Genomic DNA, 13313 nt, shown 5'->3' with positions numbered 1-13313 from the left:
GCCCGGTCGGCGCGCCCCGGGCCGGTTCCTGCGGCGCCGCGGCGCAAGGGCAAGACGATGATCGGGGTGCCGTTCGAACGGCGGACCACCGTACGGATCGGCGTCATCGGGCTGGGCAACCGCGGCATGGGCATGCTGCCGCTCTTCCTGGCGATCCCCGGCGTGCGCGTGGTGGCCGTGTGCGACCCGGTCAAGGAGAAGGCGGCCAAGGCCGTGAAGCTGGTGACGGACGCGGGCCAGCCGGCGCCCGCCGTCTACACCAAGGGCGACCACGACTTCGTCCACCTCTGCAAGCGCGGTGACATCGACTTCGTGTACGCCGCCACGCCGTGGGACTGGCACTTCGAGATGGCGAGGACGGCCCTGCTCAACGGCAAGCACGTCGGCGTGGAGTGCCCGCTGTCGCTGCGCCTGGACCAGCTCTGGGAACTGGTCGACCTCTCCGAACGCACCCGCCGCCACTGCATGCAGTTGGAGAACTGCGTCTACGGCCGGAACGAGATGCGGGTGCTCCGCATGGCGCACGCCGGGCTCTTCGGGCAGTTGCTGCACGGCGCCGGTGCCTACAACCACGACCTGCGCGGCCTGATGTTCGACCCGGACTACTACGAGGGCCCGTGGCGGCGGCTGTGGCACACCCGGCTGCGCGGCGACCTCTACCCCAACCACGGTTTCGGGCCGGTCGCCAACTACATGGACGTCAACCGCGGCGACCGCGCCGTCCGGATCTCCAGCTTCGGCACCCCCGCACTGGGCCTGAGCGAGTACCGCGCGGCCCACATGCCGCCGAACGACCCCAGCTGGAAGGAGTCCTACATCGAGAGCGACCGCACCATCAGCCTCGTCCAGACCGCCAAGGGCCGGGTCATCAGACTGGAGCACGACGTCTCGACCCCGCACCCCTACAGCCGCATCAACAGCCTCGGCGGCACGAAGGGCGTCTTCGAGGACTACCCCGCCCGGATCTACATCGAGCCGGACCACACCAACGACCAGTGGGCCGACTTCTCCCAGTACGAGCAGTGGGACCACTGGCTGTGGAAGGAGCACGCCAACCCGCCCGGCGGGCACGGCGGCATGGACTACATCATGGTCTTCCGCCTGATGCAGTGCTTCCAGCTCGGTCTCGTCCCGGACTTCGACGTATACGACGCCGCGACCTGGAGCGCTCCGGTGCCGCTCAGCCACGCCTCCATCAAGGCGAACGGCGCGCCGCAGGAGATCCCCGACTTCACCCGGGGCCTGTGGCGCAAGGCCCGCCCGGGGGCGGACTCGGAGAAACCGGCGGAGTAGGCCTGCGGGGCGGGGCTGTCGGGGGCGTCGGGCCTGTTGTCGTGCCTGTCGTGCCTGTTGTCGGGTGTCGGGCCCGTCGTATCTGTCGGGCCCGTCATGGCCGTCGTACGGGGTGCAGCGGCGGGGCCGAGTGGGGCGCCAGGCGCCAGGCCCGGCCGGGTGCCTCAGCTCGGCCGGGCGCACCGGACCGGAACGGGCGGCGGCGCCCGTTCCGGCACCGTCCCCGCCTCGTCCCGCGCCGCTCAACCGGCCAGGTTCGCCTTGTCCCCCATCACCACCACCGGGTGCTGCTTCGGGTCCAGCGTCCTGAGCAGGTACTTCATGGCCGACGGGGAGACGCTCACGCATCCGGACGTCCCGCTGCCGTGGTCCACGTGCAGCCAGATACCCCCGCCCTTGGCCTGCCCCGCGGGACGGGTCGGGTCCAGGGGCGTGGTGCCCTTGACGCGGTTGTAGTCGATCGCGATGACGTAGTCGAAGTCGTGCCGGGTGATCTTCGACCAGTAGGCGGGCGGGGTGAAGGCCGCCGAGTGGGTGTACGGCAGCTTCGCCGCCGGTTCGGGCAGCACGCCGCCCGCGTCGGAGAGGGTGAAGACCCCGACGGGGGTGCGCAAGTCGTCTTCGTGGTGGTCGGTGGTCCAGCCGCGCCTGCCGTTGTGCGCCGGCCAACTCGCCTGCCGGCGCCAGCCGTCGCCGTCCTTGCCGTACAGCACGACCGTGGCGTTCGGGGAGTCGGCACCGTCCCCGTACACGGCGACGACCTGCCGGGAGGCGGACGGGATCCGGGCGGCCATCGCCTTCCCCACGTCGGGGATGCCGGTCAGCCGGGCGCCGGCATCCGCGCCGTACGGCCGCGCGGCGGTGTCGCCCCGGCCGTGGTCCCGTCCCTTGCCCCCGTCCTCGCTCCCACCGCCGTCGCCGCCCGCACCGCCGCACCCCGCCAGCAGGACCAGCCCGGCGGCGACCGACGCCACCGTCCGCCTCGCGTTCGCCGCTATTCGCATGGGCCCATGCTCGCACCGCCGCCCTCCGGAACGCGCCATCCGCCGTACCGTCCCGCGACCCAAGCGAACAGTTCCGGCCGACGGGGTGCGGGCGTGGCCCACTGCCCACTGCCCACTGCCCGCCGCCCGCCGCCCGCCGCCCGCCGCCCGCCGCCCGCCGCCCGCCGCCCGCCGACGAGGGGCGGCGCATGCCTGGTTCCGGCCGCCTGCCGCCCGGATCCTGCCGCCTAACGACGGGGGCCGGGCGCGTGCCTGCCATCCGACATCCGCCATCCGCCATCCGCCATCCGCCATCCGTCGCGAGCCGCGCCCTCCCGGTTCCCCAAACCGCCCTCCCAGCGGTACAGGCCGCCCGGCCCGCGAAGCCGAGTCGCAGGCCCTCAAACCCCCGGCACCGCCGGCCGGCACCAACGGCACATCGCCGCTCTCTCCTCCCCGCCGCGCGAAAAACCGTTTGAGTTCCCTCCCCTGACGCGCCAACCTGCCATGGTTCTTCGTTCCGCTCCGGGGTCCCTCGTTCCCGGCCGCGAAGACGCGTCGATCCGCACCACACCGACGACCCTCCTGACGTTTCTCGCGCCCCGACCCGACGACGGCCGCTCCTCCCTCTTGGACACCTTGATCCCATGCAGATTCGCGACCTTCCGCATCCCGACCCCGGCGTCCCCGACGTCCGCTCCGGTCGGCGCCTCCTCCTGTGGTTGTTCGGGCGCCAGCTCGGCGGGCAGGCGAAGGCGCTGCTCTGGGGGCTGGTGCACACGGGCGCCGTGGCCTCCTTTCCCGTCCCGGTGGGCATGGCGGTGCAGGCCGTCGTGGACCGTTCGGGTTCCCGGCTCGCGCTCGCGGGCGGTCTGATGGTGCTGCTGGGGGTGCTGGTCTCCATCGGTGACGTGATGCTGCACCGCTCCTCCGTCACCAACTGGATCGTCTCCGTCGCCCGCCTCCAGCAACTGCTGGCCCGCAAGACGGCCGAACTGGGCGCGGCGATGACCCGGCGGATCGCGGCCGGGGAAATCGTCGCGGTCAGCACCGGTGACCTGGAGAAAATCGGGTGGTTCGTCGAAGCCGTGTCCCGGTTCGGCGCGGCGGCGCTCACCTCCGTCGGTGTGTGCGTGGCCCTGCTCGTCTATCAGCCGGCGCTCGGCATCGTGGTGGCCATCGGCGTGCCGGTGCTGGCGCTGTCGGTGCTGCCGCTGCTGCCGCCCGCGACCCGGCGCGCCGACGTGCAGCGCGACAAGGCCGGTTACGCCACCGAGTTGGCCTCCGACACCGTCGCCGGGCTGCGGGTGCTGCGCGGCATCGGCGGCGAGGACCTGTTCCTCGGCCGCTACCGGCGCGCTTCGCAGGAGGTGCGCAAGGCCGCCGTGCACAGTGCGCGGATGTGGGCGCTGATCGCGGCGGTGCAGGTCGCGCTGCCGGGGCTGCTGCTGGTCGCGGTGGTGTGGTACGGCGCGGGGCTGGCCCTGGACGGGCGGATCGCGGTCGGTGAACTCGTCACCGTCTACAGCGCCATCGCATTCCTCCTGTATCCGTTGCGGCACTTCGAGGAGATCGCGATGGCGTACTCCTTCTCCCGGCCGTCCGCCGACCGTGCCGCCCGTGTGCTGGCCCTGAGCCGGCCCTCCGACGGCCGGACGGCGGCCCGGGAGCCGCTCGCCGGAGACCTGTACGACCCGGTGAGCGGTCTGCTGGCACCGTCCGGCCGGCTGACCGCCGTGGTCTGCGGCGACCCGGACGTGGCCGGGCGGCTGGCCGACCGGCTCGGCGGCCACAGCGCCGACGCGGTGCACGGCACGCCGTCCGTGCTGCTCGGCGGCACCGCCCTGGACGACGTGCACCGCGAGGCCGCCCGCACGGCCGTCCTCGTCCAGGACAAGGACCCCGTCCTGCTGTCCGGCACCCTGGGCGAACTCCTGGACGTGCCCGCCTCCGGAACCGTACGGCCGCAGGACGCGCTGGCGGCGGCGCAGTGCGGCGACGTGCTGGCCGCGCTGGCACAGGCGTCGGTCGACGACTCCGGTGACCCGATGCGGGCCCATATCACCGAGCGGGGCCGGTCGCTGTCCGGTGGCCAGCGGCAGCGGCTGGCGCTGGCCCGGTCGCTGGTCACCGACCCGGAGGTGCTGGTACTGGACGAGCCGACCAGTGCCGTCGACTCGCACACCGAGGCGCGGATCGCGGAGGGGCTGCGGACGATCCGGGCGGGCCGCACGACGGTCGTCCTGACGACGAGTCCGCTGCTGCTGGACCGCGCGGACCGGGTGGCGTTCCTCAGTGACGGCAAGGTCGTCGGCACGGCCCCGCACCACGAACTGCTGCGGACGCACCCCGAATACCGCGCGGTCGTCACCCGGGAGACCGATGACGAGGCCGGTGGTGACGCCGGGCCCGCCGCCCTGCGGTCCCGGGGCCGGGCCACGCGCGGGGCCGTGGACACGTTGGACGAGATCGAGGAGACGGCATGATCGGCCTGGCGCCCCCGGCGCACGACCCCGACGCCCCGCAGACGGTCGAGACCCTGCCGGTCGGCTCGCCCGCGACCGTCCGGGCCTATGTCGCCGGGCTGGTACGCAGACACCGCCGGGCGTTCGCGCTGCTGGTGTCCGTGAACGCCACCGCCGTGCTGGCGTCGATGGCCGGTCCGTTCGTCCTGGGCGACCTGGTGGAACGGCTCGCCGACGGGGCCCGGGACCTCCGCCTGGAGTGGACCGTCGGGATCTTCGTCGGTGCGCTGGTCGTGCAGACGGTACTGACCCGGACGGTGCGGCTGCGCGGGGCGATGCTCGGTGAGCAGATGCTGGCGGACCTGCGGGAGGACTTCCTCGTACGGTCCGTGGCGCTGCCGCCGGGTGTGCTGGAACGGGCCGGCACGGGCGACCTGCTGTCCCGGATCACCACGGACATCGACCGGCTCTCCGAAGCGATGCGCGAGGCCGTGCCCCAGCTGGCCATCGGCGTGGTGTGGCTGACGCTGCTGGTCGGCGGGCTCACCCTGACCGCGCCCCCGCTGGCGCTGGCGATCCTGATCGCCCTTCCAGTGCTGATCGTCGGCTGCCGCTGGTACTTCAAGCGCGCGCCGAGCGCCTACCGTTCCGAGGCGGCGGGCTACGCGGCCGTGTCGGCGGCATTGACCGAGTCGGTGGACGCGGGGCGGACCGTGGAGGCTCACCGACTGGGGGCCCGCCGCATCGCGCTGTCGGAGCGGCGGGTGCGGGAATGGACCCAGTGGGAGCGGTACACCATGTTCCTGCGCTCGGTGCTCTTCCCCGTCGTCAACGTCACGCACGTGCTGATCCTGGGCTCCGTGCTGGTGCTCGGCGGGATGTTCGTGCTGCGCGGCTGGATCACGCCCGGCCAGCTGACGACCGGCGCGCTGCTGGCGCAGATGATGACCGAACCGATCGGCATCATCCTGCGCTGGTACGACGAGCTCCAAGCGGCGCAGGTGTCCATCGCCCGCCTGGTGGGGGTGCGGGAGATCGAGCCGGAGGCCGCCGACGCGCGGGTGCGACCGGAGGGCCGGGACGTGCGGGCCGAGGATGTCCGGTTCGGGTACCGGGCGGACGTGGACGTGCTGCACGACATCTCGTTGCGGGTGCGCCCGGGGACCCGGCTGGCCCTGGTGGGCCCGTCCGGCGCGGGCAAGTCCACCCTCGGGCGGCTGCTGGCCGGGATCTACGCGCCGCGCGTGGGCGAGGTCACGCTCGGTGGCGCGGAGCTGTCGCGGATGCCGACGGAGCGGGTGCGCGAGCATGTCGCGCTGGTCAACCAGGAGCACCACGTCTTCGTCGGCTCGCTGCGCGACAACCTGCTGCTGGCCCGTACGGACGCGGAGGACGCCGAGCTGTGGGCGGCGCTCGGTGCCGTGGACGCGGACGAGTGGGCGCGGGCGCTCGCCGACGGCCTGGACACCGAGGTCGGGTCGGGCGGCCACGCCCTGACGCCGGCCCAGGCCCAGCAGATCGCGCTGGCCCGCCTGGTGCTGGCCGATCCGCACACCCTCGTCCTGGACGAGGCGACCTCGCTGCTGGACCCGCGGGCGGCGCGGCACCTGGAACGCTCGCTGGGCCGGGTGCTGGACGGCCGGACGGTCGTGGCCATCGCGCACCGGCTGCACACCGCGCACGACGCCGATGTGATCGCGGTGGTGGAGGAGGGCCGGATCAGCGAGCTCGGCAGCCACGACGAGCTGGTCGCGGCGGACGGCGCGTACGCGGCGCTGTGGCGCTCGTGGCACGGGTAGGCGGGGCGCTCCCGGGGTGGGCCGGGCCGGTGTTTCCGGCACGCGCAGCCCGGGTGCCCCTGGCAGGGGCTGGGCCGGTGCTTGCGGCACAAGGGGTAGGCCCGGCGCTCCTGGCACAGGTAGGCCCGGCGCTCCCGGCATAAGGGGTGGACCCGGTGCGGAGGAAGCCGGTGCTCCCGGGTCCATTGTGGCGGCCCGGGACCACCGTGCCCGCGTGACTTCGCACCCCGTCCGGTGGCCCCGCACCACGTGGTGCCGGGCGGGGCCATCGGCTCCCGGCCGTGAAGCCGGGACGCGCCCCTCGGACGGTCGGGGCGCGCCCGGCGGCCGGGGCCCGCGGCTCAGAGATAGCCCAGAGCGCCCAGGCAGCCGATGCCCCCCAGGAGCATGAAGGCGGGCATCAGGACCTTCAGCTCCACCCAGCTCCCGGCGCGGAACCGCATTCCCTTGGGCGGCCCGACCGGGTACCACCGCTTGCGGCCTATCGGGATGGGCCACAGGATCGGGCAGCCCGAGACGGTCAGGGCGTCGCCGATGTCGTGCACCAGCGCGCCCAGGATGATCGGCAGCCCCAGCCACAGGTACTGCTGGCCCGGCTCGGTGAACAGCCAGCCCGCGCCGCCGCCCGGCTGCTCCAGGACTCCGGCCATGATCCAGGCCACCGTGGCGCCCAGCAGCCACACCAGGATGTCGCTGGAGACCCGGGCCGCCCGCCACAGCAGCCCCTCGATGGCGAGCACCATGTGGACGAACAGGATGCCCAGCACCGCCCACCGGCCGCCCCGCACGGCGAGCAGCGACATCCCCGCGCCGACCAGCACCGCCCACAGCCAGGTGTGGGTCAGCGTCCGGTGGCCGCCCGAGCGGCGCGGGTCGCCGCGCATCCGGGTGGCGTTGTAGACCGCGTGGGAGATCTTGTCGACGATCTCGCACAACATCCGGGAGAGCGGGCCGAAGGACCGGGATATGGTGGCCGACTTGTGGTCCAGGTCGGGGGCGAGCGCCGCTCCGGCGCAGATCAGGGCGCCGACGACGAGGACCGGCCAGGGCATGGGGTGTCCCACGGCGAAGGCCGCCGCCCCCACCCCCAGCCAGGCCGCGGCCCCGGACAGCGAGTGCGCCGGTCCCATCATGGTCGTGTGCCACCCCTTGTGTTCGTGGGACCCGCGGACCCCGTGGTGCGCCCGGAACACGTGTCCGTGACGCCCGGTCGGCCACACAGCGTAGCGCCCGATGATCTCCGTAGGACCCGCCGGTTCCCTCATCCGGGCCGAGGGAGGGCAGTATGGGGGCGTGACCCTCATCGATCATTTGCCGCGTGACGCCGACCCCGATGCCCTCTTCGAAGCCTTTTCGAGCTGGGCCGAGCAGCAGGGCATCTCGCTCTACCCTGCCCAGGAGGAGGCGCTCATCGAGGTGGTCTCCGGGGCGAACGTCATCCTGTCCACCCCCACCGGCTCGGGGAAGAGCCTCGTGGCGGCCGGTGCCCACTTCACCGCGCTCGCCCACGACCAGGTGACCTTCTACACCGCGCCCATCAAGGCGCTGGTGTCGGAGAAGTTCTTCGACCTGTGCAAGCTCTTCGGCACCGAGAACGTCGGCATGCTCACCGGGGACGCCTCGGTGAACGCCGACGCGCCGGTCATCTGCTGCACCGCCGAGGTGCTCGCGTCCATAGCGCTGCGGGACGGCGCGGACGCCGACATCGGCCAGGTCGTCATGGACGAGTTCCACTTCTACGCCGAGCCGGACCGCGGCTGGGCCTGGCAGATCCCGCTGCTGGAGCTGCCGCAGGCGCAGTTCGTCCTGATGTCCGCGACGCTCGGTGACATGTCGCGGTTCGAGGAGGACCTCAGCCGCCGCACCGGCCGGCCGACCTCGGTGGTGCGGTCCGCGACCCGGCCCGTGCCGCTGTCGTACGAGTACCGCACGACGCCGATGACGGAGACGCTGACCGAGCTGCTGGAGACCCGCCAGTCGCCGGTCTACATCGTGCACTTCACCCAGGCCGCGGCCGTGGAGCGGGCGCAGGCCCTGATGAGCATCAACATGTGCTCGCGCGCCGAGAAGGACGAGATCGCCAAGCTCATCGGCAACTTCCGCTTCACGACGAAGTTCGGACGGAACCTGTCGCGTTTCGTCCGGCACGGCATCGGCGTGCACCACGCCGGCATGCTGCCCAAGTACCGGCGCCTGGTGGAGAAGCTCGCCCAGGCGGGCCTGCTGAAGGTCATCTGCGGCACGGACACCCTCGGCGTCGGCGTCAACGTGCCGATCCGCACGGTGCTGTTCACGGCGCTGACGAAGTACGACGGCACGCGGGTGCGGACGCTGCGGGCGCGGGAGTTCCACCAGATCGCGGGCCGCGCCGGACGCGCCGGTTTCGACACCGCCGGGTTCGTCGTCGCCCAGGCGCCCGAGCACGTCATCGAGAACGAGAAGGCGCTCGCGAAGGCCGGTGACGACCCCAAGAAGCGCCGGAAGGTCGTCCGCAAGAAGGCGCCCGAGGGCTTCGTCAACTGGGGACAGAACACCTTCGAGAAGCTCATCGCCTCCGAGCCGGAGGCGCTGACCTCGCGTTTCCGGGTCACCCACGCGATGCTGCTGTCGGTGATCGCCCGGCCGGGGAACGCCTTCGAGGCGATGCGCCGGCTGCTGGAGGACAACCACGAGCCGCGCCGGAACCAGCTGCGGCACATCCGCCGCGCCATCGCGATCTACCGTTCCCTGCTGGACGGCGGGATCGTGGAGCGTCTGGACGAGCCGGACGCGGAGGGGCGCATCGTCCGTCTGACCGTCGACCTCCAGCAGGACTTCGCGCTGAACCAGCCGCTGTCCACCTTCGCGCTGGCGGCGTTCGACCTGCTGGACCCGGAGTCCCCCTCCTACGCCCTGGACATGGTCTCGGTCGTGGAGTCCACGCTGGACGACCCGCGGCAGATCCTGGCGGCCCAGCAGAACAAGGCCCGGGGCGAGGCGGTCGCCCAGATGAAGGCCGACGGCGTGGAGTACGAGGAGCGCATGGAGCTCCTCATGGACGTGGAGTACCCCAAGCCGCTGGAGGAGCTGCTCTCCCACGCCTACAACCTCTACCGCAAGAGCCACCCCTGGGTCGGCGACCACCCGCTGTCGCCCAAGTCGGTCATCCGCGACATGTACGAGCGCGCCATGACCTTCACGGAGTTCACCTCCCACTACGAGCTCGCGCGGACCGAGGGGATCGTGCTGCGCTACCTGGCGAGCGCGTACAAGGCCCTGGACCACACCGTGCCCGACGATCTGAAGTCCGAGGACTTCCAGGACATCATCGCCTGGCTGGGCGAGATGGTGCGGCAGGTGGACTCCAGCCTTCTGGACGAGTGGGAGCAGCTGGCCAACCCGGAGGAGGAGACGGCGGAGGAGGCGGCCGAGCGGGCCGACCAGGTCAAGCCGGTCACCGCGAACGCGCGGGCCTTCCGGGTGCTCGTCCGCAACGCGATGTTCCGCCGGGTGGAGCTGGCCGCGCTGGACAAGGTCGAGGAGCTCGGCGAGATGGACGCCGAGACCGGCTGGGACGCCGACGCGTGGGGCGCAGCGATGGACGCCTACTGGGAGGAGTACGACGAGCTGGGCACCGGCCCGGATGCGCGCGGCCCGAAACTGCTGCACATTCAAGAGGAGCCGGAGCACGGGTTGTGGAAGGTGCGGCAGACCTTCGCCGACCCCAGCGGCGACCACGACTGGGGCATCTCGGCCGAGGTCGACCTCGCCGCCTCCGACGAGGAGGGGCGCGCGGTCGTGCGCGTCACCGATGTGGGACAGCTGTGATGCGTGGAGCCCGGCCGCCGAGGCCGACCGATGCGACGGAGGACCTCCGGTCATGACCAACCCGGCCGAAAGACTGGTCGATCTGCTGGACCTGGAGCGGATCGAGGTGAACATCTTCCGCGGCCGCAGCCCGCAGGAGTCCCTGCAGCGGGTCTTCGGCGGGCAGGTCGCGGGCCAGGCGCTGGTCGCGGCCGGGCGGACCACGGACGGCGACCGGCCGGTGCACTCGCTGCACGCGTATTTCCTGCGGCCCGGGCGCCCCGGAGTGCCGATCGTGTACCAGGTCGAGCGGGTGCGCGACGGCCGGTCCTTCACCACGCGCCGGGTCGTCGCCGTCCAAGAGGGACGGGTGATCTTCAATCTGACCGCCTCCTTCCACAAACCCGAGGACGGGTTCGAACATCAGTTGCCGATGCGCCGCGAGGTGCCGGACCCCGAAGAGCTGCCGAAGGTCGCCGACGAGATCCGCGAGCGCCTGGGCGCGCTGCCGGAGGCGCTGGAGCGGATGGCCCGCCGCCAGCCCTTCGACATCCGCTACGTCGACCGGCTGCGCTGGACACCGCAGGAGATCGAGGGCGCCGAGCCGCGCAGCGCGGTGTGGATGCGCGCGGTGGGACCGCTGGGTGACGACCCGCTCGTGCACACCTGCGCGCTCACCTACGCCAGCGACATGACGCTCCTGGACGCCGTCCGCATCCCCATCGAGCCCCTGTGGGGCCCGCGCGGCTTCGACATGGCCTCCCTCGACCACGCGATGTGGTTCCACCGCCCCTTCCGCGCGGACGAGTGGTTCCTCTACGACCAGGAGTCGCCGATCGCCACCGGCGGCCGAGGGCTGGCCCGCGGCCGTATCTACGACAGGGAGGGCCGCATGTTGGTATCGGTGGTCCAAGAAGGGTTGTTCCGGAAAGTGGGCGGCTGACTTCCGCGGGGTGCGCCCGACTCCGGTCGGCCGCGGGCCGGGCCGGCTTCGCGCCGGGCCGTTTCCACGAGGCGGGAGAGGTTGACGCGGTACCACATCACCTCGTCGAACTCGGCCGCCGTCGTCAACCGCTCGACCGCCTCCCGCGCGGCGGCGGTCGGGGTGCCGAGGGTCGCCAGGGTGGGGCGCAGCCGCCGGAGCAGGGACCGCTCCAGGAGGTCCGGGACCAGGGAGGCCACCTCCTCGGGTGGCAGGACGGCGGCCACCACCGCCGCCGACTCCCAGTGATCCCGCGTCTGGGTGAGGAACTGGGTCACCCGCCGGCTGCGCCACTGCCGCCCTCGCCAGTCCTGCCCCGCGTCGAGCATCAGGCGCATCCCGACGGGCGCGCTGCCCCGCATGAGTTCCGGGTGCCGCTCGGCGAACTCGGCCGCTTCGGTCGCGAGGTAGAGCCACACCACGGCGCCGTAGCGGTTCACGTAGAAGCGGGCGGGGCTGAGGCAGCCGGCCTTGGCGAGCCGGAGGAACCGGCTGGGGCCGATGCCCATCAGCTCGGCTCCCTCGGTTGTGCCGACCGTGCGGATCCGTTCGCGCAGGATGTACGGGAATCCCGTCTCGGCGCGCAGTCGCGCGATCTCCCCCACCGGCACGCGGCGCCGCCAGCGGGACCCGTCCGGTGGCGGCCCCTCGTCCGGGTCGAAGGGCACCGCACGGACCTCCCCCAACTGAATGGCGAGCTCCAACTCTCCGCCGCGCAGCTGCAGTTCCACAGCGGCCTGTCCCGGCGTGAGCGTCTGCCGCCCCTCACACATCACTGTCATGTCACGTTCCCCCGTCCATCGTCGATCACTGACTGTGACGACCATAGCCGTGACGTGTGACAGCCGGTCAAGCCCCGCCCGCGAGGCTGTGGACAACTCGTGGATCAGCGGGCCGGGACGCCCAGATGCTCACCCACACGGTTGACGAGCAGCGTCATTTCGTAAGCGATATGCCCCATATCGGCATCCGCGTCCGCCAGCACGCACAGGCAGCTGCCGTCGCCCGCCGCGGTCACGAACAGCATCCCGCCATCGAATTCGATCACTGTTTGCCGCACCCGTCCGGCGTCGAAGTGCCGACCCGATCCCTTCGCGAGGCTGTGCAGCCCCGACGCCACCGCCGCAAGGTGCTCCGCGTCCTGCCGCGCCAGCCCTTCGCTCGCCCCCGTCACCAAACCGTCGTTGGACAGCACCAGAGCGTGCCGCACCCGTTCCACCCGCTGGGTGAGATCGTCCAGCAGCCAGTCGAGTCCTCTGCTCAGCGCCATGTCTTTCCCTCCCCGTCGCTCCGCCCGTCGCCCTGCTCTTCACCGGCGCGGCCGGCTGTCGTCACCCCGTGCGCAACTGCCGTGTCAGCCTGACCCACCCGTGCCGTCCCGGCAAGCGGACCTCTGACCCGGCCTGCCACCACCCGACTCGTTCGCGCCGTATGCCGGACGAGACCCGCCACAACGGCGGGGATCCGTATGGCAACGGACGGTTGGGCGGAACAAGATGATCGGCATGACACGGAAGATGACAAAAGATGAGTGGCAACGGTTCCTTTCCGAGGGCTCAAAGACCGGAAAATTAGCGACCGTGCGAGCCGACGGCCGTCCGCACGTCGTGCCGGTGTGGTTCCTGCTGGACGGCGACGACCTGCTCTTCATGGTTTCGAAGGAGTCGGTGAAGGGCCGCAATCTGCTGCGGGACGGGCGGGCGGCGCTGTGTGTGGACAGCGAGGTCATGCCGTACCGGTACGCGACCGCCGAAGGCCGGGTGGAAGTGAACGAGGACGCCGACGACCTGCGGAGGTCGGCGACCCTCATCGCCGCCCGCTACGTGGGCGAGGAGGCCGCCGAGAAGTTGGGCGCACTCGGCGGCGGCCCCGGTGCCATGGTCGTGCGGATGCGTATCGAGCGAGTGGTCGCCGAGGCGGACATCTCCGACTGAGCTCCGTCCGGGACGGTACGCCTTCCCGCCGCCGTCGTACGTCCCGAGCCGTTGGGCATCCCCGCCGCCGC

The 13313-nt window shown here is 72.1% G+C and carries 10 protein-coding genes; 6 read left to right on the top strand and 4 right to left on the bottom strand.

What is annotated here, in order from left to right; genetic code table 11:
- Positions 1–1293 (top strand): Gfo/Idh/MocA family oxidoreductase (locus ABZX96_RS18980; RefSeq protein ID WP_355545748.1); only part of this gene is annotated, 1293 nt, incomplete at its 5' end.
- Between the two features lie 242 nt (positions 1294–1535).
- Here ABZX96_RS18980 and ABZX96_RS18975 read toward each other — a convergent pair.
- On the bottom strand, positions 1536–2297 hold the full coding sequence (locus tag ABZX96_RS18975) for a L,D-transpeptidase family protein (protein WP_355545746.1): 762 nt from the start codon (positions 2295–2297) through the stop codon (positions 1536–1538).
- A gap of 626 nt (positions 2298–2923) precedes the next feature.
- Between ABZX96_RS18975 and ABZX96_RS18970 the strand changes: the two genes are divergently transcribed.
- The gene (locus ABZX96_RS18970; RefSeq protein WP_355545744.1) at positions 2924–4762 is read left to right on the top strand and encodes an ABC transporter ATP-binding protein; all 1839 of its coding nucleotides are present in this window, start codon (positions 2924–2926) and stop codon (positions 4760–4762) included.
- A complete protein-coding gene (locus ABZX96_RS18965) occupies positions 4759–6540 on the top strand; it encodes an ABC transporter ATP-binding protein (protein WP_355545742.1) in 1782 nt (593 codons plus the stop codon). The genes ABZX96_RS18970 and ABZX96_RS18965 overlap by 4 nt, the downstream gene beginning before the upstream one ends.
- Before the next feature lie 341 nt (positions 6541–6881).
- Here ABZX96_RS18965 and ABZX96_RS18960 read toward each other — a convergent pair whose 3' ends face one another.
- Positions 6882–7673, bottom strand: a complete 792-nt coding sequence (locus ABZX96_RS18960; RefSeq protein WP_355545740.1) for a metal-dependent hydrolase — start codon at positions 7671–7673, stop codon at positions 6882–6884.
- Positions 7674–7833: 160 nt separating this feature from the next.
- Between ABZX96_RS18960 and ABZX96_RS18955 the strand changes: the two genes are divergently transcribed.
- Both ABZX96_RS18955 and ABZX96_RS18950 read left to right on the top strand, forming a co-directional pair.
- Positions 7834–10347: a DUF3516 domain-containing protein gene (locus ABZX96_RS18955; RefSeq protein ID WP_355545738.1), complete on the top strand. Its 2514-nt coding sequence runs from the start codon at positions 7834–7836 to the stop codon at positions 10345–10347.
- Between the two features lie 52 nt (positions 10348–10399).
- On the top strand, positions 10400–11269 hold the full coding sequence (locus tag ABZX96_RS18950) for an acyl-CoA thioesterase II (protein WP_355545736.1): 870 nt from the start codon (positions 10400–10402) through the stop codon (positions 11267–11269).
- On the opposite strand, the gene ABZX96_RS18945 is transcribed toward ABZX96_RS18950, so the two are convergent.
- Positions 11200–12090 carry a DUF6397 family protein gene (locus ABZX96_RS18945; RefSeq protein ID WP_355545734.1) on the bottom strand — a complete coding sequence of 297 codons (891 nt, stop codon included), beginning with the start codon at positions 12088–12090 and terminating at the stop codon, positions 11200–11202. The two genes, ABZX96_RS18950 and ABZX96_RS18945, sit on opposite strands and share 70 nt — an antisense overlap.
- Before the next feature lie 104 nt (positions 12091–12194).
- Entirely contained in the window at positions 12195–12578 is a 384-nt protein-coding gene (locus ABZX96_RS18940; protein WP_355545732.1) for a roadblock/LC7 domain-containing protein, read from the bottom strand.
- A 226-nt stretch (positions 12579–12804) separates the two neighbouring features.
- Here ABZX96_RS18940 and ABZX96_RS18935 point away from each other — a divergent pair, with 226 nt between their 5' ends.
- Complete coding sequence (locus tag ABZX96_RS18935) at positions 12805–13242, top strand: PPOX class F420-dependent oxidoreductase (protein ID WP_355545730.1); 438 nt, start codon at positions 12805–12807, stop codon at positions 13240–13242.
- Positions 13243–13313 lie beyond the last annotated feature (71 nt).

It is taken from the genome of Streptomyces sp. NPDC003077, from assembly GCF_040611095.1.
Classification (GTDB): Bacteria; Actinomycetota; Actinomycetes; order Streptomycetales; family Streptomycetaceae; genus Streptomyces.
This window is presented reverse-complemented; position numbering and strand designations above follow the sequence as displayed.